The 24842-nt window shown below is 69.6% G+C and carries 25 protein-coding genes; 13 read left to right on the top strand and 12 right to left on the bottom strand.

Annotated features, from left to right (window positions below; all coding sequences use genetic code 11):
- Positions 1–4: 4 nt before the first annotated feature.
- From urtC to LXN57_RS22955, 6 genes are all read right to left on the bottom strand, one after another.
- A complete protein-coding gene (gene urtC, locus LXN57_RS22975) occupies positions 5–1099 on the bottom strand; it encodes an urea ABC transporter permease subunit UrtC (protein ID WP_251800236.1) in 1095 nt (364 codons plus the stop codon).
- The gene (gene urtB, locus LXN57_RS22970; RefSeq protein WP_251800235.1) at positions 1096–1968 is read right to left on the bottom strand and encodes an urea ABC transporter permease subunit UrtB; all 873 of its coding nucleotides are present in this window, start codon (positions 1966–1968) and stop codon (positions 1096–1098) included. Before urtB ends, urtC begins: the two co-directional genes overlap by 4 nt.
- A gap of 85 nt (positions 1969–2053) precedes the next feature.
- Positions 2054–3352, bottom strand: coding sequence for an urea ABC transporter substrate-binding protein (gene urtA / locus LXN57_RS22965; RefSeq protein ID WP_251800234.1), 1299 nt, complete (start codon positions 3350–3352; stop codon positions 2054–2056).
- Between the two features lie 708 nt (positions 3353–4060).
- Positions 4061–4789, bottom strand: coding sequence for a hypothetical protein (locus LXN57_RS22960; RefSeq protein ID WP_251800233.1), 729 nt, complete (start codon positions 4787–4789; stop codon positions 4061–4063).
- 158 nt (positions 4790–4947) lie between these two features.
- Complete coding sequence (locus LXN57_RS47955) at positions 4948–5076, bottom strand: hypothetical protein (protein WP_285904662.1); 129 nt, start codon at positions 5074–5076, stop codon at positions 4948–4950.
- Between the two features lies 1 nt (position 5077).
- Complete coding sequence (locus LXN57_RS22955; RefSeq protein ID WP_251800232.1) at positions 5078–6598, bottom strand: sodium-dependent transporter; 1521 nt, start codon at positions 6596–6598, stop codon at positions 5078–5080.
- 385 nt (positions 6599–6983) lie between these two features.
- Between LXN57_RS22955 and LXN57_RS22950 the strand changes: the two genes are divergently transcribed.
- The 3 genes from LXN57_RS22950 to LXN57_RS22940 are packed head-to-tail and all read left to right on the top strand — an operon-like array spanning position 6984 to position 8774.
- Positions 6984–7616 carry a TetR/AcrR family transcriptional regulator gene (locus LXN57_RS22950; RefSeq protein WP_251800231.1) on the top strand — a complete coding sequence of 211 codons (633 nt, stop codon included), beginning with the start codon at positions 6984–6986 and terminating at the stop codon, positions 7614–7616.
- Positions 7617–7625: 9 nt separating this feature from the next.
- Entirely contained in the window at positions 7626–8015 is a 390-nt protein-coding gene (locus LXN57_RS22945; protein WP_251800230.1) for a TIGR03618 family F420-dependent PPOX class oxidoreductase, read from the top strand.
- Between the two features lie 51 nt (positions 8016–8066).
- Positions 8067–8774, top strand: coding sequence for a 4a-hydroxytetrahydrobiopterin dehydratase (locus tag LXN57_RS22940; RefSeq protein WP_251800229.1), 708 nt, complete (start codon positions 8067–8069; stop codon positions 8772–8774).
- A gap of 6 nt (positions 8775–8780) precedes the next feature.
- On the opposite strand, the gene LXN57_RS22935 is transcribed toward LXN57_RS22940, so the two are convergent.
- On the bottom strand, positions 8781–9701 hold the full coding sequence (locus tag LXN57_RS22935; protein ID WP_251800228.1) for an NADP-dependent oxidoreductase: 921 nt from the start codon (positions 9699–9701) through the stop codon (positions 8781–8783).
- Positions 9702–9741: 40 nt separating this feature from the next.
- Complete coding sequence (locus LXN57_RS22930) at positions 9742–10203, bottom strand: cupin domain-containing protein (RefSeq protein ID WP_251800227.1); 462 nt, start codon at positions 10201–10203, stop codon at positions 9742–9744.
- An 86-nt stretch (positions 10204–10289) separates the two neighbouring features.
- On the opposite strand from LXN57_RS22930, the gene LXN57_RS22925 reads away from it, so the two are divergent.
- A complete protein-coding gene (locus tag LXN57_RS22925) occupies positions 10290–10868 on the top strand; it encodes a TetR/AcrR family transcriptional regulator (protein ID WP_285904661.1) in 579 nt (192 codons plus the stop codon).
- A 151-nt stretch (positions 10869–11019) separates the two neighbouring features.
- Here the strand turns inward: LXN57_RS22925 and LXN57_RS22920 are convergent, their stop codons facing one another.
- Positions 11020–12126 carry a DUF2293 domain-containing protein gene (locus LXN57_RS22920; RefSeq protein WP_251800225.1) on the bottom strand — a complete coding sequence of 369 codons (1107 nt, stop codon included), beginning with the start codon at positions 12124–12126 and terminating at the stop codon, positions 11020–11022.
- A 63-nt stretch (positions 12127–12189) separates the two neighbouring features.
- Here LXN57_RS22920 and LXN57_RS22915 point away from each other — a divergent pair, with 63 nt between their 5' ends.
- From LXN57_RS22915 to LXN57_RS22905, 3 genes are all read left to right on the top strand, one after another.
- A complete protein-coding gene (locus LXN57_RS22915) occupies positions 12190–14187 on the top strand; it encodes a prolyl oligopeptidase family serine peptidase (RefSeq protein WP_251800224.1) in 1998 nt (665 codons plus the stop codon).
- A 153-nt stretch (positions 14188–14340) separates the two neighbouring features.
- The gene (locus LXN57_RS22910) at positions 14341–14946 is read left to right on the top strand and encodes a hypothetical protein (RefSeq protein ID WP_251800223.1); all 606 of its coding nucleotides are present in this window, start codon (positions 14341–14343) and stop codon (positions 14944–14946) included.
- Positions 14947–14950: 4 nt separating this feature from the next.
- Positions 14951–15304: a hypothetical protein gene (locus tag LXN57_RS22905; protein ID WP_251800222.1), complete on the top strand. Its 354-nt coding sequence runs from the start codon at positions 14951–14953 to the stop codon at positions 15302–15304.
- A gap of 165 nt (positions 15305–15469) precedes the next feature.
- On the opposite strand, the gene LXN57_RS22900 is transcribed toward LXN57_RS22905, so the two are convergent.
- Positions 15470–16021: a DinB family protein gene (locus tag LXN57_RS22900; protein ID WP_251800221.1), complete on the bottom strand. Its 552-nt coding sequence runs from the start codon at positions 16019–16021 to the stop codon at positions 15470–15472.
- Between the two features lie 107 nt (positions 16022–16128).
- Complete coding sequence (locus tag LXN57_RS22895) at positions 16129–16689, bottom strand: DoxX family protein (RefSeq protein WP_251800220.1); 561 nt, start codon at positions 16687–16689, stop codon at positions 16129–16131.
- A gap of 240 nt (positions 16690–16929) precedes the next feature.
- Between LXN57_RS22895 and LXN57_RS22890 the strand changes: the two genes are divergently transcribed.
- The 6 genes from LXN57_RS22890 to LXN57_RS22865 all read left to right on the top strand — a co-directional run bounded on the left by LXN57_RS22890 (position 16930) and on the right by LXN57_RS22865 (position 24249).
- Complete coding sequence (locus tag LXN57_RS22890) at positions 16930–18117, top strand: extracellular solute-binding protein (RefSeq protein WP_251800219.1); 1188 nt, start codon at positions 16930–16932, stop codon at positions 18115–18117.
- Positions 18114–18458, top strand: a complete 345-nt coding sequence (locus LXN57_RS22885) for a hypothetical protein (protein WP_251800218.1) — start codon at positions 18114–18116, stop codon at positions 18456–18458. The genes LXN57_RS22890 and LXN57_RS22885 overlap by 4 nt, the downstream gene beginning before the upstream one ends.
- 2 nt (positions 18459–18460) lie before the next feature.
- Positions 18461–19015: a flavoprotein gene (locus LXN57_RS22880; RefSeq protein ID WP_221376397.1), complete on the top strand. Its 555-nt coding sequence runs from the start codon at positions 18461–18463 to the stop codon at positions 19013–19015.
- Entirely contained in the window at positions 19012–20676 is a 1665-nt protein-coding gene (locus tag LXN57_RS22875) for a glycoside hydrolase family 3 protein (protein ID WP_251800217.1), read from the top strand. The genes LXN57_RS22880 and LXN57_RS22875 overlap by 4 nt, the downstream gene beginning before the upstream one ends.
- Before the next feature lie 122 nt (positions 20677–20798).
- A complete protein-coding gene (locus LXN57_RS22870) occupies positions 20799–23369 on the top strand; it encodes an ATP-binding protein (RefSeq protein ID WP_251800216.1) in 2571 nt (856 codons plus the stop codon).
- A 70-nt stretch (positions 23370–23439) separates the two neighbouring features.
- Positions 23440–24249 carry a class I SAM-dependent methyltransferase gene (locus LXN57_RS22865; protein WP_251800215.1) on the top strand — a complete coding sequence of 270 codons (810 nt, stop codon included), beginning with the start codon at positions 23440–23442 and terminating at the stop codon, positions 24247–24249.
- A 45-nt stretch (positions 24250–24294) separates the two neighbouring features.
- Here the strand turns inward: LXN57_RS22865 and LXN57_RS22860 are convergent, their stop codons facing one another.
- Complete coding sequence (locus LXN57_RS22860) at positions 24295–24816, bottom strand: SRPBCC family protein (protein WP_251800214.1); 522 nt, start codon at positions 24814–24816, stop codon at positions 24295–24297.
- Positions 24817–24842: the final 26 nt, after the last annotated feature.

The raw sequence follows: 24842 nt of genomic DNA, 5'->3' as shown, positions 1-24842 counted from the left end.
GCGGTCACGACCGAGCCTCTTCGAGCTCGGCGACGGCGATCGCCGGAGTGGGCGGCACGTCCGGCTTCCGGCGTGCCGCAGCCAACCTCGCCGGCAGCGACGACAGCCCGTTCGGCAGCAAGAGAATGACGACGATGAACAGCAGACCGAGGACGTAGGTCCAACCGTCGGGCCAGGTCGAGCCGAGGCTCGACTGACCCCATCCGACCGCCATCGCGCCGAGCGCGGGGCCGAAGAGCGACGCGCGGCCGCCCAGGGCAACGCCCGCGATCATGAAGATCGAGGCGGCGGCGCCGATCTCGGCCGGGGTGATGATGCCGACGATGGGCACGAACAGCGCTCCGCCGATGCTGGCCATCAGGGCGGACACAACGAAGGCGACAAGCTTGATGTTGGCCGGGTCGTAGCCGAGGAAGCGCACCCGCTCCTCGGCGTCCCGGGTGGCGACGAGAAGCTCACCGAAACGGCTGCGGTAGAGCTGCCACACCGCGAGCAGGCACACGATGAGCAGCGCGGCCGCGATGAGGTACACCAACAACTTGTTCGCCGGGTCGTTCAGCACGAAGCCGAAGAAGTACTTGAAGTCGCTGAGCCCGGTGTCGCCGCCGGTCTCGCGGATCGTGGAGCTGATCAGGGTGGCCAGCGCGACGGCGAGCGCCTGCGTCAGGATCGCGAAGTAGGCGCCCTTCACCCGGCGCTTGAACAGCGCGTAGCCGAGGGCGCCGGCCACGACCACCGGGAGCAGAATGATCGCCAGCAGGGTGAACCCCGCGCTCCGGAACGGCTCCCAGAACATCGGGAGGGGCGCGAGCGGATCGTAGAGCACCATGAACCCGGGGACCCGGTCACCGGCGGTCTCCAGGGTGAGGTGCATGGCCATCGAATAGGCGCCGAGGGCGAAGAACACCCCCTGCCCCATCACCAGCATCCCACCCCGGCCCCAGGCCAGGCCGATGCCGACGGCGGCGATGGCCCAGCAGCAGTACTTGCCGAGGTTGTTGAGCCAGTGATCGGTGAGGACGAGGGGGGCGACCGCCAGGAGCAGGACGGCGAACATCCCGATGCCGCTGAGAGAGATCCATGGCTTCAGCTTGGTCATGCCAGACTCCTGGTTCGCACCGTGAACAGGCCCTGCGGGCGCAGCTGCAGGAAGACGATCACGAGGATGAAGGCGAGCACCTGCGCCAGGCTGCCGGTCGTCCAGTAGGCGAAGAACGAGAGGGCGACACCCACCGCCCACGCGGCGATGACGGTGCCCTTGAGCTGGCCGATGCCACCGGCCGCGACGACGAGAAAGGCCGGGATGATGTACTGCGCGCCCATCTGGGAGTTCGTGCCGCCGATGAGCGAAGCGGCCACGCCGGCGACCCCGGCCAGACCCGACCCGACGAAGAAGGTGAGGCGGTCGATGCTGCGGGTGGAAATCCCCGTGGTCTCGGCGAGGTCCCGGTTGTGCACGGTCGCCCGGATGCGGCGGCCGAACGAGGTGTACTTGAGCCAGGCTGACAGCGCGGCGACGCAGACGGTCGCGAGCAGGATGGTGAACACCTGCCGCAGCGGCCAGTCGTAGCCGAGGATGGTCAGCTGCCCGTCGAGCCAGCGGGGTTTCTCCACCGGGACACCCTGGGACGGGAAGATCTGCAATGCCGCCTGCTGAAGGATCAGGCCGACGCCGACCGTGACGAGCAGGGTGTCGAGGGGTCTGCGGTACATCCAGCGGATGATGGTGACCTCCAGCACGAGGCCGAACAGGCCGGCGACGACGAACGCGACCGGCAGCGCGACCGGGATCGACAGGTTGCTGGCGGTGATTACCTGTTGGACGAGGTAGGCGGCGAAGGCGCCGATCATGAGGAACTCGCCGTGGGCCATGTTGATCACGCCCATTTGGCCGAAGGTGAGCGAGAGGCCCAGCGCGGCGAGCAGGAGCAGCGCGCCCTGGGCGCTGCCGTTCAGCAGTGGTGCCATCAATGCGTCCACGTGCGTTCGCTCTCTCTAGCGTCCTATGGGGGAGGGGCCGCATGCCATCGGTGACATGCGACCCCGAGGGTGATCAGCCCGCCGCGTCCGTGAGCTGCTTGCGGATGTCTGCCGGGAACCAGTCGTAGCCTTCGAGGTACGGGTCGGGTTCGATGAACTTGTCCGAGGCCCAGACGATATCGAACTGGTTGTCGGCGTTGATCCGTCCGATGTGGCCCGGCTTGGAGATGTGGTGGTTCTCGCCGTTGAGCGTGACCTTGCCCTCCGGCGCGTCGAACGTGATGGTCTTCGACTTCGCTGCGGCGTTCACCGCGTTGACGTCGAACGAGCCGGCCGCCTCGACGAGGGACTTGTACAGGTACAGCGAGATGTAGGCGGCTTCCATCGGGTCGGACGTGACGCCGCTGCTGTTGGGATAGGCCTTCCAGTTCTTGATGAACTCCGGGTTGGTGTCGGTCTTGAGCGATTGGAAGTAGTTCCAGGACGCGTAGTTGCCGGTGACCTCGTGGCCCATGGCCGGCGCCTCCTCCTCGGCGATCGACACCGAGATGATCGGCGTCTTCGCGGGGGTGAGGCCGGCGTCGTAGTACGCCTTGATGAAGCCGACGTTCGACGAGCCGTTGATGGTGTTGAAGATGAAGTCCGGTTTGGCCGCTGCGATTTTCGCGACCTGGCTGGTCCAGTCGTCCTTGTCGAGGGGTACGTACTCCTCGCCGACGATCTTGATGCCGAGGTTGGCCGCATAGAGCTTGATGATCGCGTTCGCGGTGCGGGGGAAGACGTAGTCGCTGCCCGCGAGGAACAGCGTCTTCACCCCCTTGGCGGCGAGGAAGTCCATCGCCGGGATGATCTGCTGGTTCGTGGTCGCGCCGGTGTAATAGATGTTCGGCGAGGACTCGAGGCCCTCGTACTGCACCGGGTAGAAGAAGAGGCCGTTGAACTTCTCGACGACCGGCTTCACGGCCTTGCGGGAGGACGAGGTCCAACCGCCGAAGATCGCGGCGACGCAGTCCTGGGTGAGCAGCTTCTCGGTCTTCTCCGCGAAGGTGGGCCAGTCGGTAGCGCCGTCTTCCTGGACGTACTCGATCTTCTTGCCGAGGATGCCGCCGTCGGCGTTGATCTCGTCGGTGGCCATGTGCAGCACGTTCGAGACGGTCTTCTCGGAGATCGCCATGCCGCCGGTGAGGGAGTTGAGGAAGCCGAGCTTGACGGTGTCGCCGGAGGTGTCGACGCAGCTGGCTGCCGCGGACGACCCGGCGCTTGCCGTGTCGTCGCCGGCCCGGGCGCCACAGCCGGCGAGCACGAGGGCCATGGTCGTCCCGATGGCGCCCGTGGCTACAAGCGCGCGCATCCGCTTGCTGGTGGAGGACATATGTGAGAACTCCGTTCCTGGTGGAGGGTGCGTGACGCCGGGGTCGCGGCACGGCGGATTGTGCGGAGGTAGATGTCCCGGGCGAGCCGCCGGCGTCCCGAGCTCCCCGCCCCGTGCCGTCGGCTGTTGCTAGTGAGAGCAGACTGACCCTGCGTCATTACTCTGACATTTCTCAGATGTTCCAACTCTGTAGCCGCCCGGCCTGGAGGGGTGCGTTATCCCTGGATGCGCGCTGAAATCGATGACTCTTCAATGTCAAAGTTCTGCCACCTTGGGCGGTGCGACGGCACCCATGGCACGTTTTTGACATCCGTAAGGGGGAAGCGATCGACATTGGGATCGTCCGTGCCGGGTGGTGAGTGGTCACAGCAGGGAGCGCCGGTGCTACGGACAGCGGCGTTCAGCGACGGCTCGCTCGTCGTCCCCGGCAGCATCGGGATCGAGGGCTGTCCTGGATGCCGTCGACCACAACGTGCAGGCCTCGCGTCGGTGAGCGCTTGAAGACGGCGGCGATCCGGCGCTGGCGGCGCGCCACTGGGCGGCCCGCATCCGGACGGGATCAGGCTCGGGAGCCGCCGGCTGCGGAACGGGACGGCCGGTGACCCCGGGACAGCAACTGCGCGACGGCTGCGCCGAGATGGTCCTGGACGGCTTGCACGTCGCACCGTCGAGCGGCTTCGAAGACGGTCGGGTGATCGCCGTTGGCCGTCATGGCGCGTCCCGATACTCGTCGGGCTGCCGGTTGGTTGGTGATCGTCTGTCCTCGGCGGTCACCCGAGCAGCGACCCAGCCGAGTTCGAGCGGCCAGTCCGCGACCGTTCCCGGACATCCTCCCTCAGCGGCCAGTGCCGCTCCCCGCCGCACCGCCCCCTTCCATCCACGGTGGCGCTGGACGTGCCGCTCGACGAATTCCGGCACCACGTCCGTACGTCCGACGCTGGCCAGCCATTCCACGATCCAGGCCGGCGAGGAGGTGTGGTCGGCCGCTCGGGACCCGGTCACCCGGTCGGGGTCGCCAGCCTCGGCGAACCACGGCATGGCGTGTTCGCGAAGGAGCGACAACCAGTCCGTCAGCTGCTTCTCCCGCAAGTGTGGGACACCCAGGTCCATCTCTCCCCGGGTGTCAGTGTCTCCGCAGGCGTAACCGAGGTAGTGCCCGCAGACATGGTCGTCGAGACGGGTGACGCGGTCCGGATGGGCGCTGCGCCAGCGGCGCAACGCTGAATCGGACAGGGCGAGAACGGTGAGTACCCTGATCGAGCCGCTTCGCTCGTTGCGGGCGCTTGGCTCCAGAAGGATGTCCTGCCGCAGGGTTCCGGCCGTACGGCGCAGCATCAGTTGCCGTGGCCGCCAGTCGAAACCCTCGTCGCGTAGCTGCTCGGCCGCCCAGGCGCCGGCAGCGAGGAGCACGTCACGTGGCGCTGCATCACCAGGCATCGTGTCATCCTCCCGCACGACATCGCCCTTGGCCGATTGGGCACCGACGTCACGGACGAGTTCTGGAAGACCAGGCGGCCACGCGGGCGTGCGCACCGAGATGGGGAGGGTGCGACACCCGCCTGCCGCATCCGGTCCGGCGGCGGACCGGGATCTGGTCAGGGGAATTCGCTGCCTCCGTCCTCGGCGGCTGCGGAGCGGCGCAGGAAATTCCACACCGCGGCAGCGAATGTGCCCCATAGGCCGATCGCCCCGACCAGCAGCATGATGACGGCATCCGTGCCCATGTCAGTCTCCCGTCGCTTGGGGAAGCTCGTCGCGCCGGCGGATCCGTTGCAGTACGAGTGCCAGGACGAAGGTGGCCAGTACGACGCCCCAACCCATCACGAGCAGGCCGCTGAGCGGGTAATCCTCGTATCGGTTGACGATCTCCTGGTAGACGTTGATCGCCGCCATCACGGAGAGCAGCACCGGCGTGACCACCATCAGGGATATTTTCCACCACCAGCCGACCCGCAGGTATGAGTCCCGGTTGATGTGTGTCTGGAGAGGGCCGATCTGGCGGGCGATCCAGGCGATCAGGATCACCTCGGCGAGGCCGGCGAAGATCAGGCCGAAGTTGTTCACGAAACGGTCGACCACGTCCAGGTAGTACAGGCCGCCCCGAGTCACATAGGCGATGCTGAGCGCGGCAGTGATGCCGCAGGTCAAGTTGATCGCGGCCCTGCGTGAAAGGCGGAACTTCTCGCGGACACCGGCGATGGCGCATTCCATGATCGACACGGCGGAGGTGAGCCCGGCGAACAGCAGGGCGCCGAAGAACAACACGCCGAACAGCGAGTTGAGCCCCGGCATCTCGTTGATGATCTGCGGGAAGGCGACGAAGGCCAGGCCGACTCCGCTCTCCACCACTTCGGTGACGCCGGTGCCCTGCTGCGTGGCAAGGAATCCGAGGACGGAGAAAACACCGAGCGCGGCAAGGAATTCGAACCCCGAGTTCCCCATGCCGACGATGACGGCGCTGTTGGACAGATCGCTGCGCCGCGGTAGGTAGCTGGCATAAACGATCATGACGGCGAAGCCGATGCTGAAGGAGAAGAACACCTGCCCATAGGCGGCGACCCACACCTGCGCATCGAGAAGGGCACGGAAGTCCGGGCTGAGCAGGACGTCGAGCCCGGCCCCGGCGCCCGGCAGCGTGAGCCCGCGGATGACGATGGCCAGAATCATCAGGACCAGCGTGGGGATGAGGATCTTCGCCGCCAGTTCGATGCCCCGGCGGACACCGCGCCGTAGGATCAGGTACGTCAGCGTCCAGGCGATGGCGACGCTGAGCAGCACCTTCCATTGGATGCCGCCGACCGACCAGAAGCTGTCCGTGGTGCCCAGGAAGGAGCCGAAGAAGAAGGTGTTGGGATCATCGCCCCACCTGGTGCCGAAAGAATAGTAGAAGTAGCTGAGCACCCAGCCGATGATCACGATGTAGTACGTCATGATGACCAGCGAGATGCCGATCTGGAACCAGCCGAGCCATTCGGCCTTCCGGCGCACCCGGCGGAAGGCGAACGGCGCCGCATGACGGTACTTGTGGCCGAGCGCGTATTCCAGGATCAGCAGGGGGACCGCTGCCGTGGCGATGGCGATGAAGTACGGGATGAGGAAGGCGCCACCACCGTTGTCGTAGACCACGTAGGGGTAGCGCCAGATGTTACCCAGTCCGATCGCTGAGCCTGCGGCGGCCAGAAGGAACCCGAGCCGGCTGCCCCACTGCTCACGCGGTTCAGCGATGGTGTCTCCGTTATGTCCCATGTCCTCCGCCTCCGGCCTGCTGGGTCAGATCGTTCCTGCTGCATTGACCAGATTCACTATCGGTCAATCCGGCTCATCCTGCAGTTGGTACAGCAGATTCGGCGAAAGGTGAACGCTGGGAGCCTGCCGGGAGACGGCGTCCTGGCCGGCGTGCGCATGCGAGCCGAAGCCGGCTCGCGATGCCATTGGCAGCAGGCCGTCGGAGTTCGCTCGTCCGAGCCGGACCGGGCCCGCCGATCGAGTATCTCGGCGAGGCCGACCGTCAGGAGGTGACGATGGGCTTCATCAGGTGCTCCCGGGATTCGGCGGGGCATCGTGATTGGAGCGACGAAGTAGAAGAGATATTCAACTTGGAATAGATCTTCCAGTTAGGTATGGTCGGTGGGTGGCCGAACCGGAACCTCCACTACGTCGTGATGCCGAACGCAACCGACAGCTTCTGCTGCGTACGGCGTACGACCTCATGGCCACGGCCGGCCTGGACGTCCCTTACGAAGACATCGCCCGGGCTGCCGGTACGGGTATGGGCACCGTCTACCGGCGGTTTCCGCAACGGCAGGACCTGCTGGATGCCCTGTTCAGGGAGCACATCGATACGGTGATCACGTTCGCTGAGCAGGCCTCGCGGTACGACGACGCGTGGGCCGGGCTCACCTGGTTCCTCGAGCAGCAACTCGAGATGGAAGGGCAGAGCCGGGGGCTCGGGGAGTTGCTGCGCAGTCGCAACCAGGCCACCGCCCTGGTGCGGCGGGCGCACGAGCGGATGACCCCGCTCGTGGCCGGCCTCATCGCCCGCGCTGTTCGTGCGGGTCAGCTGCCGGCCGGGGCTACGCCCGCCGACTTCGCTGCCGTGCACGTGATGGTGGGCAGCGTCATGGACGCCTCCCGTGCTTTCGCCCCGGAGCTGTGGCGCCGCGCTCTCGCGATCGCCCTGACGGGGCTGCGCCATGCCGATCTGTCCGGTGACCCGCCGGACGAGAACGTCATCGATCACCTCTACAACGACCAGAAGAAGTGAAGGTTCAGCATGGCTCTGCCCGACGACCTGCTCGACGTCCTCAACGCCAAGGCGATCTGCTTCGTCACCACTCTCATGCCTGACGGGTCGCCGCAGATCTCGCAGACCTGGGCCTCCACCGACGGTGAACACGTGCTCATCAACACGGTCGACACCCATCAGAAGGCCCGCAACGTCGGACGCGACCCGCGCATCGCCATCGGCATCGCCGACCCGGCCGCACCGTCACGGTCCTGGGCTCTGCGGGGCAGTGTCGTGGAGGCCACGACCGACGGCGCCCGCGAGAACATCGACGAGCTGTCCCAGAAGTACATCGGCCGTCCGTACCCCGGTTTCGGCGGTGGCCCACAGCAGCGGGTCATCCTCACCGTCAAGGTCGACAGGGTGCACCAACCCTGACTTGGCCGGCTCTCGCGCGTTGCGGCTGTATCGGGGATAGGGTCCGCGTCCATGGACATGCTGAGGAGCCAGCAGATCGCCGAGGCCGGCCTGACCGACTGGCGAAAGCTGGCACAGGGACTGCATACCCGCTACCTGGTCGAGGATTTCGGCAGCGGGGCCCGGTTTGTTGTCGCGGTGGGCGAGGCGGGCGACGCGGTCGGCCACCATCCGCGCGTGTCGATGGGCAAGGGCTACGTCGACTTCGAGCTGGTCAGCGACGACGCCATCTATCGCGAGGACGACGGCACGGAGCACGTCGTCGAGTGGGTGACCCAGCAGGACGTCGACCTCGCGCGACGGATCACCGAGATCGCCGCCGATCACGGGCTCGACGCCGATCCGGCCTCGGTCAGCGAACTCGAGCTCGGACTCGACACGGCGCGGTCCGCGGCCATCGCCCCGGTGTGGGCCGCCCTGCTGACCGGGAGCGCCGCGTCCCAGGGGCGCGGGACGCCCAGCGACGAGATTCGAGAGGCCACGGGACGGGTTCCCAACCTGTGGTTCTCCGACGCCGAGGAGCACGAGACTCCCCGCCAGCGGTTCCACCTCGAGGTCTATGTGGCACCCGAGGTGGCCGGCCAACGAATCGCTGACGCCCTCGCCGCGGGCGGGACCGTCGTGGACGACAGCAACGCGCCCTCGCAGACCGTGATCGCCGACCAGGACGGCAACAAGGGAATGGTGTGCGTGGACGTGGCCGCCGCCAAGCAGGACTGAACAGGTTCAGGTTCGAGGTGCTGGATCGGGCACGGTCACGACCGTCCGTCCCGCGGCGTGGCCGGCCTCGTTGTGAGCCTGTGCGGCGGCCGCGTCGGCCAGGGTGAACGTTTTGTCGACCGGGATCTCCAGTACCCCCGTGGCGTACAGGTGGGCGGCTCGGCGTAGCGCGGCGGGCATGTCGACGGGCTCGTAGGACACCCGGGCGCCGTGCTGGGGCGCGGTGAAGTCCGCGATGGACAGCACCCGCGACGGGTCGCCGGTGAGCTCGACGCACTCCGCGATGACGCCCGAGCCGGAGATGTCGAGCGCGGCGTCGATGCCGTCCGGTGCGAGCGCGCGGACCCGTTCGATGAGTCCTTCACCGTACGTCGTGGGCACTGCGCCCAAGCCTCGCAGGTAGTCCTGGTTGGCGACGCCGGCCGTGCCGATGACGGTGATGCCCCGATCCCGCGCGATCTGAACGACGGCCGTGCCCACCCCGCCCGAGGCGCCGCTGACGAGCAGTGTCTGGCCGGGCTGGACGCCGATCTGGTCGACGATGCGCAACGCCGTCTCGACGGGGATCGGGTAGCCGGCCGCTTCGGTGAAGGACAAGCCCTCCGGCATGAGGGTCCACGCATCCAGCACGGTGTATTCCGCCAGGGCGCCGGTGCCGACCCCGAACACGAGGTCGCCGATCCGGACGTCGGTCACGCCGTCGCCCACCTCGTCGACGATGCCCGCGGCGTCCGTACCGGTGCCGCTGGGTAGTGACACCTTGAAGACGTCCTGCACGAGCCCGGCTCGGAGCTTCCAGTCGAGGCCGTTGACACCCGCGGCGCGCACCTTGATGCGTACCTGGCCGGCCTGGGGATGCGGTTCATCGGTGTCGACGAGGGTGAGCACCTCGGGCGGGCCGAACCGGTCGAATCGAATTGCTTTCACGGCGTTCCTTCACTTCGAGGTCGATGACAGCCGGCGAGGGTCACTTCGCGAATTCGGTGGACGGCTCGGTGGCGTAGTGCTTCCAGATCGGCGCCAGGGTCTCGCGCGACATCGGCTGCCCGGATTCGATCAGGGCTTTGACGTCGCGGAAGTAGTGCACGTACAGATCCGGCGTGAAGGTGGTCAGCATGACCAACGGGTCGTCGCCCGGGTTGGCGAAGGTGTGCGGTGCGCCCGGCGGGACCGTGACCCACGTGCCGGGGCCGACGTCGTAGTTGTCCGGCCCGATGGTGAACCGCACGGTGCCCGTCAGCACGTAGAAGCCCTCGTCGTGCTGGGCGTGCCGGTGCTGCGGAGGGCCGGCGGTGTGCGGCGGAATGACGATCTCGCCGATCCCCAGGCGGTGTTCGGTGTTGCTCCCGTCCTCGAGGATCCGGATCTGCGCCGGTCCGTTGGCGAACAGTTCGCCCTGGCCGGGGCCGACGATCGATACAGCGACCATGAGAAGCCTCCCGCGGTAGTGATTGCAGCTTGTGCAGTCACCCTAGCACCGGTGACTGCACAAACTGCAATCGCTAGGCTCGGGGGATGCCGCGATGGAAACCGGACGCAGTCGAACGTCTGCAGGCCGCCGCCTTGGAGCTCTTCGGCGAGCAGGGGTTCGAGCGGACGACGGTGACCGAGATCGCGCAGCGGGCCGGGCTCACCCAGCGAACGTTCTTCAACCACTTCGCCGACAAGCGCGAGGTGCTGTTCGGGCTGAGCTCAGAGCTTCAGCAGGAGATCCTTTGGGAGATCGCCGCCGGCGACGACACCCTGCCGCCCCTCGACGCTGTCGTGCGGGCCTTGGGAGTGGCTGCCGACAGGCTGTTCGAGGATCGCCGTGCCGCGGTGACGCGCCGCCACGCCGTCCTCGCCGCCAACCCGGAGTTGCAGGAGCGCGAACTCAGCAAGAACGCCGTGCTCACCGAGGCCATCGCAGCCGCGCTCAACGCGCGCGGTTGCGACCCGGAAACCGCGTTTCTCGCCGCCGGCGCGGCCATGGTCGCGCAGCAGGTGGCGTTTCAGAAATGGACGCTTCCGGACGAGAAGCGCACCTTGCACGAGCTCCTGTCCGACGCGGTGAACTCGTTGCGTACGACCGTCAGTCAAACCGGCGGGACATAGCTACATCGGAACGGTGCCGCGCCGACAGTGCCCATGGCGACCGGCCTGCAGATGGTCGACGATCGCGCGCTGAAAGACAGTGCGTTTCGGCAGCTCGTCGAGCAAGTCTCCCTGCCGGCATGCCTTACCGTCAGGAATCAGCCTGCTCGCGTCAGCAGGCCGGGTCAGGAGTGCTGGGACCCGAGCCGCCGGTGGGGCCGGCACCACCCCGCCGCCATGCTGCGAGGACCCGGTCGATGTCGCCGCGGATGCGTTCCCGGGCCTCGTCGCGGGGGACGCCGTCCATCAGCATTTCGTCGTACGGGGTGTCCTCGTGCCGCACCGAGGCGACCACCGCCCGCAGCACGGCGTCCGGATCCAGCGCGCGCCCGGCGGCACTACGACCGACCCGGCCGCTGCCGCGCTCGCCCGTGTGCCGGCTGATCTCGGCCGCCCGTTCCGGTGGGCAGCCCGGGAACATCCGGACGATGTGCCCGGCCAGTTCCTGCTGGAACGACTCGTCCGCGACCTCCCGTCGTTGCCGGTCGCGTTCGCGTCGCCGGGCCCGGGCCTCCTCGTCGGACAGGCACTGCTGCTCGGCCTGCTCGATCGCGGCCCGCTCGACGAGCAAGCCCTGCCGTTCGTGCCGCCGGCGGGACCGGCTGAACCGCACCACGACCGCCGACAGCCGGCTGGCCTGCCGGGCGCGCCGGGTCAGCGCGGCGTCGCCGGCCGGCAGGAACACCAGGTGGTCGAGGTCGGCGCAGGCCAGGCAGACCGCCCCGGCATCCTCGGTCATCAGCATGTCGGCGTCGGTGCGCCCGCAGCCGGCGCAGGTGAACGCCTTCAGGGGTTGCACCACCACCAGGTCCGGCGGCTTGTTCTGGCGGGTGGTCAGCCTCTCCCGCTGCTGCTCGGTCAGCTCGGCCGGCACCCACTGCACGTGGTACGCCTGTTCGCGCGCGCCGTCGCCGGCCGCGGTGAAGCGCAGCGGCCGCCGGTCGCGGGTCGCCGCCACGTGCTCGACCTGGCCGGACCGCAGGCCCCGCTCCGCGACCCAGCGGTGGAAGATCTCGAGCGCGTCGGCCACCCGGGCCGGCGACACCACGGCCACCGCCTCCAGGTGCGGCGCCCGGCCCTGCCGCCACTCCGTCAGCGGGCCCGGCGGCAACCAGCCCAGCCCGGTCAGCACGTCGAGCGGGCTCACGTGACGGTGCCGCGTCAGCGCCTGCTCGGCGGCGTTCACCACCCGGCGTTCCAGCTTCGTGGCGGGCTGCATGGACGGCAAGGCTACCGCCCGGCGTGGTTGGCAACCGGCATCGGAAGGTGCGATGGTCGAGCGGTGGCGGACCCGGACGACGCTTATCTGTGGCTGGAAGACCTCGAATCGCCCGAGGCGCTGAGCTGGGTCGGCGAACGCAATGCGGAAACGCTGGCCGGGCTGCCCATCGGCGATACGCGGGACGCCCTGCAGGAAGTGCTCGACAGCAAAGGGCGAATCCCCTATCCGGGCTGGCGCGGCGACGGTTTCTATTACGATTTCTGGCGCGACGCCGACCATCCGCGCGGGTTGTGGCGGCGCACGACCCCGGAGCAGTTCCGGCGGGACGACCCCGAGTGGGATGTGCTGCTCGACGTCGACGAGCTGAACCGGGCCGAGGGCGAGAACTGGACCTGGGCCGGCGTGGAAGTGCTGCGGCCGGGCTACGACCGCTGCCTGATCGAGCTTTCCCGAGGGGGCGCCGACGCCACGGTGGTGCGTGAATTCGACCTCGTGCGGCGGGTATTCGTCGACGACGGGTTCGTCGTGCCCGAGGCCAAGACCTACGTCGGGTGGATCGACGCCGACCACATCTTTGTCGGCACCGATTTCGGGCCCGGCTCACTGACTTCGTCGGGGTATCCGCGGGTCGCCAAAAGGTGGCGGCGTGGCACCCCTCTCGCCGCGGCCGAGCTCGTCTTCGAAGGGCACGCCGACGACGTCTCGGTGCTGGTCAGCCACGATCCGACGCCCGGATTCGAACGCGACTTCGCGGGCCGCTTCATCGACTTCTATCACAGCGAGCAATTCCTTCGTACGCCCGCGGGGGACCTCGTGCGCATCGAGATCCCGGACGACGCCCGGGCCGACGTGCACCGGAACTGGCTGCTGGTCCGCCTCCGGTCGCCGTGGCTGGGCTTCCCGGCCGGCACCCTGCTGGCCACCGGATTCGACCGTTTCCTCGACGGCGAACGGGAATTCACTGTGCTGTTCCGGCCGGACGAGCGGACGTTCCTCCGGTCGTACTCGTGGACGCGGAACCATCTGTTGCTCGTCACCATGACCGACGTCCGGACCCAGGTGCACGTCCTCACTCCCGGCGCCCCGGACTGGCGGCGCGAACCGATCGGCGACACCGCCGGATTCGACCAGACCTGGATCGTCGACACCGACCCCGAGAACAACGACTCGTACCTCCTCTCGTCCGAGGGTTTCCTGCGACCGGCCACGCTGAGCCTGGAAGCCGAGGTGCTGAAGCAGGAGCCGTCGTTCTTCACCGCCGAAGGCATGGACGTGCGCCAGTTCTTCGCCGTTTCCGCCGACGGCACCCGCGTCCCGTACTTCGTGGTGGGCGGCGCCGCGGGCGGCCCCGCCCTTCTCGACGGGTACGGCGGATTCGAGGTCCCGTTGCTGCCGAGCTACAACGGAATCCTGGGCCGCGGATGGCTCGCCCGAGGCGGCACCTACGTCGTCGCGAACATCCGCGGCGGCGGCGAATACGGCCCCGAATGGCACCGGGCGGCCCTGCGGCAGAATCGCGTCCGGGCGTTCGAGGACTTCGCAGCCGTCGCCGCCGACCTGGTGACCAGGGGAATCACCACCCCGTCCCAGCTCGGCGCCATGGGCGGCAGCAACGGCGGCCTGCTGATGGGCGTCATGCTGACCCGATATCCCGAGCTTTTCGGCGCGGTCGTCGCGCGAGTGCCCATTCTCGACATGCGCCGCTACTCGAAACTGCTCGCCGGCCGATCCTGGACAGCCGAATACGGCGACCCCGACGTGCCGGCCGACTGGGCCTACCTCCGCGAATTCTCGCCGTACCACAACATCCGGCCCGACCGCCGATACCCGCCGGCGTTCTTCCTGACCTCGACCCGCGACGACCGGGTCCACCCGGCCCACGCCCGCAAAATGACGGCACGGCTGCGCGAAGAGGGCCACGAGGTGCTCTACTACGAAAATGTGGAGGGCGGCCACGGCGGCGCCGCCGACAACGAGCAGGCCGCCACGATGTGGTCGCTGATCCTGGAATTCCTGTGGCAAAAGCTCAGCATGGGCAATCAAACAGCCGGCAATTGATCCACGTCCGTGGATGCTGGTTGCTAGCTTCAGCCGTATGGGTGGAAGCACTGACCGGGTGCCACCGTGACCGGCCGGCCGCGGTCTTCCCACGATGACGGCGGTGACCAAGCGCCGCCTGGGAGACGTGACTCTGGCCCGGTTGGCAACGTCGTGGCCGCCGAGCGGGCGACGGAACGGGTCATCGAGCGCGGTCATCCCGGCGCGGGTCACAATCGGTCCGGTGGTGGCGAAGCCGGCCCGGCAACGGACGACGTCCGGCTTCAACAGGTCGTTCGGCGATACGAGCAACTCGGCGACACACCACCGGAATTCAACATTGCCCTCAACGACGAGGCGCACGCGGGAGGCGGCGCGCACACAGTCGCCAAACACGGCCCGCAGCTGCCATTGCCGAGAGAGCCGGGCGTGCAGACGGTCGAAGGCCGCATCTACGGCGAGACGGGCTGGGGGAAGGAAGCCAGCAAATCCTACCGGTGGACCGACGCCGGAACCATGAACCGCGAGGTGAATCGCTACGTCCGGGAAAACTGGCCGGCGATTCGCAACGACCTGGCGTTCGACGAGTTCCACGAGGGCCTTTCCGATGCCGGGCACCGCATCGGTCAGGGGTACTACAATAAGGGCATGTTCGGTGCGGGCCCCCGGGAGGCGGAGTACGGGGAGACCAGCCTTTTCCGGGTGCGCATTCGCGTCGTGGCCGGTACTGACCCTGCCGTGCCGTTCATCGTCACCGCTTTCCCCGCCGGGCTAGGGTGAGCCGATGGACACGTCCGGGCTGCCCGAACCGGTTCGCCGGCGGATCGCCCAGCGCTCCGCACTCCCGCCGATCGAGAAGGTGCGGGCACTCCTGCACAGCTATGTCGCGGACGCGGAGGACCTCGCCGAGATTCGCGCCGAACTGCGCCGGACGGCCTCGACGAACGCCTTCTTCCTGCGCCAGTACCTGGAGGCGCTGGAGGCCGTGCTGGCCGAGCCGCAACCACCGGGCACGCTGCTGCGGCTGGTCGAGGACGACGCCAACTGGGGCATCGACCACGACCAGACCGACGCCGGCGCCGCCGTGTTCCTGGGCGGGGTGGCCGCGACGCTGCGTTCAGTGCTCGCCGACGCGTAAATAGTGCAACTGGTTCGGCAAGCTTTGCTGATCCAGCGTGGTGACCGCCGGGCCGTGGCGGTCGGCCGCCGCCGCGTACGCCTGAACCAGCACGCGCATGCCCGGGTGCCCAGCGACGTTTCCCTGACCCGACGATACGGAACGGCGCCCAGCGGCCGCCGCGCGCTATTGACCCGTGCGACCGTCGATGCACTCGCGCAGGAGGTCGGCGTGTCCACAATGGCGGGCGTACTCCTCGACCATGTGGATCAGAATGTCGCGCGCACTGGCCTCGCCGCCGCGATCGCCGGGCAAAGCGAATGTCGCGCCCAGATCGGTGACGTCGTCGAGCCAGCGGTCGGCCGCGGTGATCTGCTCCCGCCAGTCCTTGAACGCCTGGTCGACCGCCGCGGGGTCACCGGCGACGGCGTTGAAGTCCAGGTCGTTGTCCTCCGGGGACCAGTAGATCCGCGGCACATCGAGGTGACCCTGCAACACCCGGAAGAACCAGTTGTGCTCCACCCGGGCCATGTGCCGCACCAGCCCGAGCAGGCTCATCGTGGACGGCGGCACCGAGCGGGTGGCCAGCTGCTCGGCCGTCAGGTCCTCGCATTTCAGGCCCAGCGTGAGCCGATAGTTGGTCAGATACTCCCGGATCGTGGCCATCTCGCCGACCGGACTGTCGAAGGTCCGAGGATCACTGTCGGGCGCCGCCCACATGCCGTCGAAGCTAGTCATGGCCCACACCCTGGCCGAACCAGTCATCGTTCCGCCAATGATTTCGCGAGCGCCGACGCGAAGAAGCCCTCGGCCCGATGGTGCGGCCGAGGGCTTGCGGGGCAGGTTCAGATGAGCCAGCGGTTCTTCTGCACCAGGGGGAGCTTCGCCCACCAGCGGCCCAGGCCCCAGGTGTGCCCGGCGTAGGTGAGGGCGATGACGACGGCGCCGATCGCGTAGATGACGTGGTAGTCGACCACCGGGTTGCTCGAGCCGCTTGCGAGGGGCCATTCGGCCGCCCACATGAGGGCCATCAGGACCGTGGTGCCGACGGCGGCCAGGCGCAGGCCGACACCGGCGATCAGCGCGATGCCGATGGCCAGCATGCCGAGCATGAAGGACCAGTTGGTCCAGGCGTCACCGGCGATGGAGTGGAAGAAGCCCTGGAACGGCCCGACCTCGACGGCCGAGAGGAAGCCCTTGGTCGGCGAGCCGCCGTTGACCCAGGCACGCTCCCACGGGGTCGAATAGCCCAGGCCGAAGGTCTTGTCCAGGAAGGCCCAGAGGAAGACGAACCCCACCGAGATCCGCAGTACGGCCAAACCCTTGGCGGCGGTCCGGGTGAGCATGGCGCCGGGTGCCTCGGCCGTCTCGAGGTGGGTCACGGTGTTGCGGCGGATGGTGTTCATCTCTGCCTCCTTCGTCGTTTTCTCTCACCTCCGAGAGTCCTCCGACGAAGGGGTCCGCACCCGGGCCATCACGCCCGACCCGGGTGGGACCAAAGTCCTCAGACCGTCAGGGCCTGTCGGACCGCGGACTGGGCGCCCTCGCCGCCGGAGGTGACCCGGCCCGGCGGCCCGCGAGTGACCGGGATCACGCGAGGGCGATCAAGCGGGTACGGTGGGTAGGCGCGAAACGGAGGGGCGTGCATGACGGAGCTCTACTCACGACGGTCGTTCCTGGCCGGCGTGCTCACGGCGGGCACCCTCTCCGCCGCCGCCGGCTACGTGCTCACCCGTCGCGAATCGGTGCAGCTCACCCTGGCCTCCGGCGCCGATCCGACCGGCGGCCGCCGCCTGCTGGTGACGATGTGGAACGAGCTCAACCCGGGCGCCCGCATCGAGCTCAAAGAGGTCAACAGCTCGACCCGCGACCAGTACGAGACGTTCCTGGGCACCAAGGCCGACATCTTCAACCTCGACGTCATCCACATCCCGCGCTTCGCCGAGGACGGCCGCATCGTCCCGATCGCCCCGCGCGGCGAGCTGCAGCTGCTGCCGATGGTGCGGCGGCTCAGCGCGCGACCCGATTCCGACGACTTCTGGGCGCTGCCGTTCAACACCGACGTCGGCATGCTCTACCGCCGGATCACCGACAAGGCCGTTGCCGACGAGAAGCCCGAGCTGGCTGACGTGCTGGCCCGCTCGCCCAGCACCTTCGTCGGCCAGCTGCGGACGGTCGGCCCGCAGACCGACGAGGCCTTCGTGATCAACGTCCTCGAGCACGCGCTGGCGCAGGACAAGGCGATCCTGGCGGCCGACGGCACGCTCTCGTTCAGCCTCGGCCAGTGGCGCGAGGCGGTCGGCCCGCTGGCCGCGGCGATCAAGGCGAAGCGGGTGCGCACCGAGGCCGGCGAGGATGACACCACCCGCACGTTCCAGCGGTCCGACCTGCGGTACATGCGCAACTGGCCGCGGTCGTACCCGGCGATCGACCGCGCCGAGCGGACCAAGAAGGAGACCGCCGAGATCCGGATCGGCGGCCTGCCGATCGGCATCATCGGCGGGCAGAGCCTGGCCGTCTCGGCCGCCAGCGAGAACCGGGCGGCGGCCGAGGAGGCGATCCACTTCCTCACCAGCGCCTCCTCGCAGCTGCATCTGGCCAAGTACGGCTTCGCGCCCACCGGGCTCGGCGCCTACATCGACCCCGGCCTGAGCGAGGCGCTCCCGCATCTCTACGACATCCGGCTCGCGGTGGAGTCGGCCCGTCCGCGGCCGATGCACAAGCGGTACGCGGATTTCTCCCAGTCGTTCGCCGATCACATGCGCCGCTACCTCCACGAGGGAGAGCCGCTCACCCAGCGGTTCATCGAGGATCTGCAGGGAGCGCTGGGATGAACGACGTCGAGATCGACGCCTGGCAGGTCCCGATCCTCGTCACGGCCGCGATCGTGCTGGTCGAGGCGGCCTTCAACCTGATCCTGCGCTACCGGGGTGTCGGGCCGCCCTCGCCGCGGGTGCGCACCGCCGGCTTCGGCGTCCTCGTGCTGCTGACCGTCACCGTCTTCGTGGCCGCGCTCGGGCCGACCCGGGCCGACCAACTCTCCAGTGTGGCCGCCGCGGTGGCCGCAGTGGTGGCCCTCTGGCTCACCTATCGCTCCTACAACGCGACAGCCACGCCGCCGCCTCGTTCCGAAGAAGAACCTGCGGCGGGCACCGACAATCCAGGAGAATCGTAACCATGGGTGATTTACGGGTGGTGGTCTGCGGCGGATCGGCCGCCGGGGGAGTGCTCGACCTGATCGCGGAGGCCTGCCGGCGCGGCTGGACGGTCGACGTCACGGCGACGAAGAACGCCCTCGAGTTCATGGACCCGAGCGAGGTCGCCCGGGTCAGCGGGCGGCCGATCCGCACCACGTACAAGTTCGCGGCCGACGGCACCCGCATCTCGCCGCCGGCCGATGCCATGATCGTGGCCCCGGCGACCTTCAACACGATCAACAAGCTGGCCAACGGCATCGCCGACACCTACCCACTGAGCTCGATGGCCGACGTGATCGGCCGCGGCGTCCCCACGGTCGTGGTGCCCGCGGTCAACGAGCCGCTGGCTGCCCGCCGCCCGTTCCGCCGCTCCCTCGACGAACTGCGGGCCGAGGGGGTCCGGGTGCTGTTCGGCCCGGTCGACGGCTGGGTGCCCGGCAGCGACGCCCCGTTCCCCTGGATCAAGGCCCTCGACCTGGCCGAGGACGTCTTCGGATTGACCCGGATGGATAGCCGCGCTTCGATGGGAGCATGACTCGCCGCATCCTCGCGCTCTGTTCGACGGTGGCGCTCACCGTGGCCTCGATCGCCACCCCGGCCGGGGCCCACGACGAGCTCGGCCGGCGCATCGCGGCCATGAGCCTGCCCGAGAAGGTCGGGCAGATGATCGTCTCGTATGTCTACGGCGACAGCGCGGCCAGCGCGTCGGCCGCCAACGAGGCGATGTTCGGCCCCGGGGTGGCCACGCCCGCCCAGGCCGTCGAGACCTACCACCTGGGCGGGGTCATCTATTTCACCTGGAGCGGCAACCTGAGCAACCCGCCGCAGATCGCCGCCCTGTCCAACGGTCTGCAGCGTGCGGCGCTGGGCGACACCGGCATCCCGCTGCAGATCAGCACCGACCAGGAGGGCGGCACGGTCAACCGGATCGGGGCGCCGCTGGCGATCTCGCCCGGGAACATGGCCGTCGGGGCCACCTTCGACCCGCGAACGGCCCAGGACGCGGCCAAGGTGAGCGGGGCCGAGTTGCGGGCGCTCGGCATCACCGTCACCCACGCCCCGGTGGTCGACGTCAACACCAACCCGCGGAACGCCGCCGACGGGGTGCGGGCGTTCAGCGACCGTACGGCGCACGTCGCGGCCTTCGGCGCCGCCGCCGAACGGGGATACCGCGCGGCCGGGATCGGCACCACGGCCAAACACTTCCCGGGTCTCGGCGACACCACGGTCAACACCGACAACGGCGTCGCGGTCACCGACCAGAGCCGCGCCGAGATCCTCCGGACCCATGTGCCCCCGTTCCGGGCGGTCATCGCGGCCGGCGCGCAAAGCATCATGGCGGCCCACATCGTCGCGCCCGCGCTCGACCCCAGCGGCGCCCCGGCCAGCCTCTCGAAGCCGATCATCACCGGCCTGCTGCGCGAGCGGCTCGGCTTCAACGGTGTCGTGGTGACCGACGCGCTCGAGGCGGCCGCGCTCGAGGACTACACCGACGAGGAAGTGATCCTGGGCGCCGTCCGGGCCGGGGTCGATCAACTGCTGATGCCCCGCAGCGTCCCCGGCGCCATCCGTATCCTGCTCGACGCGGTCGCGTCCGGGCGGCTCAGCGAACGTCGCATCGACCAGTCGGTGCGCCGCATCCTCAAGACCAAGACCACCCGTCCGTACGTGTCCGAGCCGCCCACGGTCGGCACACCGGCCGCCCTGACCACGATGTCCGGCATCGCCCGGCGGTCGATCACCACGCTCCGCTCGGCCGCCCTCCCGCTCCGCCCCGGGCAGAAGGTGCTGGTGACCGGCTGGGGAGCGACCACCACGACCACGCTGGCGGCGGCCCTGGGCGCGACCAGTCTCTACACCGGATCGCCGTCCGACGCCCTGATCGCCCAGGCGGTGGCGGCCGCCCGCGAGGCCGACGTCACCGTGGTCACGACGTTCAACGCGTGGTCCGATCCCACCCAGCCCAGACTGGTCGAGGCCCTGCTGGCCACCGGGAAGCCCATCGTCGTGGCCGCCGTCGGCACCCCGTACGACCTGGCCTCCTTCCCCTCGGCGAAGACGTTCGTGGCCGCGTACGGATACCAGCCGCCCTCATTGGCCGCGCTGGCGGCGGTGCTGCGCGGCGAGGCTCCCGCGCCGGGCCGCCTGCCGGTCACGATCGAGGGCCTCTATCCGTACGGCTCGGACGGCCGTTGATCCGGACGGCCGTTCTCCGCGTCACCCTTCAGCCCGAGGAAGCGGCTACCTCACCCTCCGGGGCAGTGAGGCTGTCCGATAGTCGCTAGGCAGGCGCTGAGCCGCCTGTCTAGCCTGAGCGTGTGACGGTGCTGCTGGAGCGCTCGGCCGAGCTCGCCGCCCTGGACAGCCTGCTCACCGGCTGCGCCGCCGGTGGGCGCGTCGCCGTGGTCAGCGGCGAGGCCGGCGCGGGCAAGTCGACCCTGGCCGCCGCGTTCGCCGAGGCCGCCGGGCCGCGCGCGCAGATGCTGTGGGGCGCCTGCGATCCGCTGCTCACGCCGCGCGCGCTCGGGCCGCTGCACGACATCGCCCGGCGGCTCGGCGGGCGTCTGCGCGAGCGGATCGGCGACGGGTCCCGCGGCGAGGTCTTCGACCTGTTGCTGGAGGCGCTCGACCGGCCGCCGCAGGCCGCCCGTCCGGTGGTCGTGCTGGAAGATCTGCACTGGGCCGACGAGGCGACGCTCGACATGGTGGCGTTCCTGGGCCGGCGGCTCGCGCTCTGCCGGGCCCTGCTGGTGATCACCTACCGGGAGGACGAGGTGGGCCCCGACCATCGGCTGCGCACCGTCCTGGCCGGACTGCCGCCGGGGTTGATCCGCCGGGTGGGTCTGCCGCCGCTCACCGCGGCTGCCGTGGCCGAGCTGGCGCGCCGGGCGGGGCGGCGGGCCACCGACGTGCATGCGGTCACCGGTGGCAACCCGCTGCTGGTCACGGAGGTGCTCGCGGCGCCGGCCGAGGGTGTGCCGCCGACCGTTCAGGACCTGGTTCTCAGCCGCCTGGCCACGCTGACGCCGCCCGCCCGTGAGGTGGCGCACCTGGTGTCGGTGGTGCCGTCGCGGGCCGGCCTGGAACTGCTGGGCAACCGTCTGGCCGAGGTCGACGAGTGCCTCGACCGCGGGGTGCTGACGGCTCGCGGCAACGGCGTCGCGTTCCGCCACGAGTTGCTGCGCCGCGCGGTCGAAGAGAGTCTTTCCCCCGTACGCCGTCAGGCCCTGCACGCCGAGATCCTGAGCGTCCTCGAGGCGGCCGGCTCGGTCGACCCGGCCCGCCTTGTGCACCACGCCCACCACGCCGGTGACACCGTGGCCGCCCTGCGCTGGACTCCCGTCGCCGCCCGCCGCGCCGCCTCCGTCGGCGCCCACAAACAGGCCGCGGCCCACTACGCCCGGGTGTTGCCGCTGGCCGCCGACCGCCCCGCGGCCGAGCGCGCCGGACTGCTCGAGGAGTACGTGCAGGCCGCCTATCACGGCGGGCTGACCGAGGCGCTGGACGCCTGCCAGGCCGCGCTGGCCCTGCGCACCGAGCTCGGCGACCCCGTCGCGATCGGCCTGAACCTGCGCTGGATGTCCCGCCTGAGCTGGTGGAACGGCCGTCCCGACCAGGCCCGCGACTACGGCTTCCGGTCGGTCGAGGTGCTCGAGACGCAGCCGCCCGGCCCCGAGCTGGCCGCCGCCTACAGCAACCTGTCCCAGCTGTTCATGCTCGGCGACGAGAACGTGCGGTCGATCGCCTGGGGCGAACGCGCGCTCGAGCTGGCCCGCGCCCTCGACGACCGGGACACCGAGGTGCACGCGCTGATCAACCTGGGGTCGGCGCGGCTGCACCGGGGCGACCTGGTCGGCATGGCCGAGCTGCGCCGCGCGCACGACCTGGCGGTGGCCGTGGGCGGGCTGGACGACTCCGCCGGACGCGCCCTGGTCAACCTGGCCAGCAACGCCGTCGACAACTACGACTTCGACATCGCCGAGCAGACGTTCGACCGGATCATCCCGTTCCTGGCCGCCCGCGACCTCGACGGCTACCACCGCCATCTGCTCGGTCACCGCGCCCGCCTGCTGCTGGCCCGAGGCGACTGGGCGGCCGCGGCTGACGACGCCGGGCAGGCGCTGGCCGGCCCGACGATGCACGGCGGCGGCCTGGTGCCGGCCGTGGCGGCCCGGGCCATGCTGCGGGCCCGGCGCGACGAACCGGGTGCGCTGGACGACGCCCGCGATGCCGCGGAACGCGGCTACCCGACGGAGGAGGCCCAGTTCGTCTGCCCGGCCGCGATCGCGCTGGCCGAGGCGTACTGGCTGGCCGGCGATCCGGTGCGAGCCGCGCAGGAGGCCGAGCGGGGCCTGAAGATGGCGGTGCGGATCGGCCATCCGTGGTTCTCGGGCGAGCTGGCCTTCTGGAAGTGGCGCTGCGGTGACAGCTCGCCGGCCCCGGCGGTCGCGGCGGAGCCGTTCCGCCTGCTGATCGACGGTGACTGGCGGGCCGCCGCGGACGCCTGGTCCAAGCGCGGCTGCACCTACCTGGCCGCCTGCTGCCTGGCCCACGGCGATGCCCCCGCGGCGGCCGAGGCGCTGCGCGTCTTCGACCGCCTGGGAGCGGTCGGTCCGGCTCGTCGCCTGCGGACCGATCTGCGGGAACGCGGCCTGCGGGTGCCCCGCGGCCCGCGCCCGTCCACCGCCGCCGATCCGACCGGGTTGACCGGCCGCCAGCAGGAGGTGCTCGGGCTGATCGCCGAGGGGCTGAGCAACGCCGGCATCGCCGCACGCCTCACCCTCTCGGCCAAGACCGTCGACCACCACGTCTCGGCCGTCCTGGCCAAGCTCGGCGTCTCGTCGCGCGGCCGCGCTGCCGCCGAGGCCCGCGACCGCGGTCTTCTGTAGGGGGAGTGTGCGGCCAACATGGGGAGCTCTCCCCATGTGCTGGGTAGCCCGGATTTCTACCGTCGAAGACATGAGCGAACTGGTACTTGAGGGCCTGAAGGCCAAGCAGCAGAAGACCTGGGCGAGCGGCGACTACGGCGCGGTGGCGGCCCTGATCCATCCGATGGCCGAGGACATGATCCAGGCGGCCGACCTCTCGACCGGGGCCGATGTGCTCGATGTCGCGGCCGGCACCGGCAACGCCTCGATCGCGGCGGCACGGTGCGGCTGCCGGGTGACGGCCGCCGACTACGTGCCGGGTCTGCTGGCCCGGGCGCGGGAACGGGCCGACGCCGAGCGACTGCCGTTGACCACCGAGGTCGCGGACGCCGAGGACCTGCCCTATACGGACGGCCGCTTCGACGCGGTGGTGTCGGTGGTCGGTGCGATGTTCGCTCCCGACCAGGAGCGTACGGCGGCCGAGCTGACCCGTGTCTGCCGCAGCGGCGGCACCATCGCTCTGGCCAACTGGACGCCGGACGGCTTCATCGGCGAGATGTTCCGGACCGTCGGCCGCCGCGTCCCGCCGCCGCCCGGCATCCGCGGCCCGGTCGAGTGGGGCAGCGAGGAACGCGTCCGGGAGCTCTTCGGCGACCGGGTCACCGACCTGCGCACCGAGCGGCACGACTTCGTCTTCCGGTTCGCCACGCCCGAGCACTTCGCCGATTACTTCCGCGAGCACTACGGCCCGACCCTGAAAGCGTTCGAAGCGCTGGGCCCGGACGGCGGCAAGCCGCTGTACGACGACCTGGTGTCGCTGGCCGGCCGCTACAACACCGCCACCGACGGCACGGCCCGCATCCCGTCCACCTACCTGCAGATCGTCGCGACACGCGCCTGAGACAGACTTTACGGGGAGCGCACTCCACAAAGGAGGCGCTTCTCGTCAGGCTTGGGCCTCCTGGCTGCGCGCCGGGAGCGTGGGGGAGTGCGGGACATCGGCGGGGAACTGGAGTTCGGCGGCGCGGGCGCCGGGGGCGAGCTGGTCGAGGGCCGCGGCGAGAGCGCCGGCGCCGGCCGTGCCCAGCTTCTCGAACTCCATCCTGATCACCGGGCCGGCCAGCTTGGCCAGCCCGTGCATTTCGAGCTCGATCCGGTACGTCACCTCGCTGCCCGTGCCGGCCGGCCGCACCGCCACCGTGTCGATGCAGGTGGCGCCCTCGTTGCGCCCGTGGAAGACCAGCCGCCCGGCAGCGACCTCGACCAGCGTGTACGTCATCTCGGTGGTGATGCCGAGCAGCCGGCACGTCTGGTGCCAGCTCGCGCCCGGTGCGATCGGCCCGGCGTCGTTGCGGGTGGTCTGCCGCACGGCCGGATCCCAGACCGCGGTGTTGCCGAAGTCGCTCAGATAATCAAGCGCCACACCAGGGGCGACATTGGTGGCAAGCGTGCGCTCCACGACAATCATGAGTCCCCCAGGGTGACGGCATGCTG

It is taken from the genome of Paractinoplanes hotanensis, from assembly GCF_023717965.1.
GTDB lineage: Bacteria > Actinomycetota > Actinomycetes > Mycobacteriales > Micromonosporaceae > Actinoplanes > Actinoplanes polyasparticus.
The sequence above is the reverse complement of the archived record's forward strand: the minus strand, read 5'-3'. Positions and strand labels throughout refer to the sequence as shown.

Bases quoted from the DNA above. Each gene is read 5' to 3' on its own strand.
- LXN57_RS22880 (WP_221376397.1), top strand. From the start codon at position 18,461: ATGGGTGATTTACGGGTGGTGGTCTGCGGCGGATCGGCCGCCGGGGGA.
- urtA (WP_251800234.1), bottom strand. From the start codon at position 3,352: ATGTCCTCCACCAGCAAGCGGATGCGCGCGCTTGTAGCCACGGGCGCC.
- LXN57_RS47955 (WP_285904662.1), bottom strand. From the start codon at position 5,076: ATGGGCACGGATGCCGTCATCATGCTGCTGGTCGGGGCGATCGGCCTA.
- LXN57_RS22860 (WP_251800214.1), bottom strand. From the start codon at position 24,816: ATGATTGTCGTGGAGCGCACGCTTGCCACCAATGTCGCCCCTGGTGTG.
- LXN57_RS22875 (WP_251800217.1), top strand. From the start codon at position 19,012: ATGACTCGCCGCATCCTCGCGCTCTGTTCGACGGTGGCGCTCACCGTG.
- LXN57_RS22960 (WP_251800233.1), bottom strand. From the start codon at position 4,789: ATGCCTGGTGATGCAGCGCCACGTGACGTGCTCCTCGCTGCCGGCGCC.
- LXN57_RS22945 (WP_251800230.1), top strand. From the start codon at position 7,626: ATGGCTCTGCCCGACGACCTGCTCGACGTCCTCAACGCCAAGGCGATC.
- LXN57_RS22865 (WP_251800215.1), top strand. From the start codon at position 23,440: ATGAGCGAACTGGTACTTGAGGGCCTGAAGGCCAAGCAGCAGAAGACC.
- LXN57_RS22925 (WP_285904661.1), top strand. From the start codon at position 10,290: ATGCCGCGATGGAAACCGGACGCAGTCGAACGTCTGCAGGCCGCCGCC.
- LXN57_RS22885 (WP_251800218.1), top strand. From the start codon at position 18,114: ATGAACGACGTCGAGATCGACGCCTGGCAGGTCCCGATCCTCGTCACG.
- LXN57_RS22890 (WP_251800219.1), top strand. From the start codon at position 16,930: ATGACGGAGCTCTACTCACGACGGTCGTTCCTGGCCGGCGTGCTCACG.
- urtC (WP_251800236.1), bottom strand. From the start codon at position 1,099: ATGACCAAGCTGAAGCCATGGATCTCTCTCAGCGGCATCGGGATGTTC.
- LXN57_RS22900 (WP_251800221.1), bottom strand. From the start codon at position 16,021: ATGACTAGCTTCGACGGCATGTGGGCGGCGCCCGACAGTGATCCTCGG.
- LXN57_RS22920 (WP_251800225.1), bottom strand. From the start codon at position 12,126: ATGCAGCCCGCCACGAAGCTGGAACGCCGGGTGGTGAACGCCGCCGAG.
- LXN57_RS22940 (WP_251800229.1), top strand. From the start codon at position 8,067: ATGGACATGCTGAGGAGCCAGCAGATCGCCGAGGCCGGCCTGACCGAC.
- LXN57_RS22895 (WP_251800220.1), bottom strand. From the start codon at position 16,689: ATGAACACCATCCGCCGCAACACCGTGACCCACCTCGAGACGGCCGAG.
- LXN57_RS22905 (WP_251800222.1), top strand. From the start codon at position 14,951: ATGGACACGTCCGGGCTGCCCGAACCGGTTCGCCGGCGGATCGCCCAG.
- LXN57_RS22955 (WP_251800232.1), bottom strand. From the start codon at position 6,598: ATGGGACATAACGGAGACACCATCGCTGAACCGCGTGAGCAGTGGGGC.
- urtB (WP_251800235.1), bottom strand. From the start codon at position 1,968: ATGGCACCACTGCTGAACGGCAGCGCCCAGGGCGCGCTGCTCCTGCTC.
- LXN57_RS22930 (WP_251800227.1), bottom strand. From the start codon at position 10,203: ATGGTCGCTGTATCGATCGTCGGCCCCGGCCAGGGCGAACTGTTCGCC.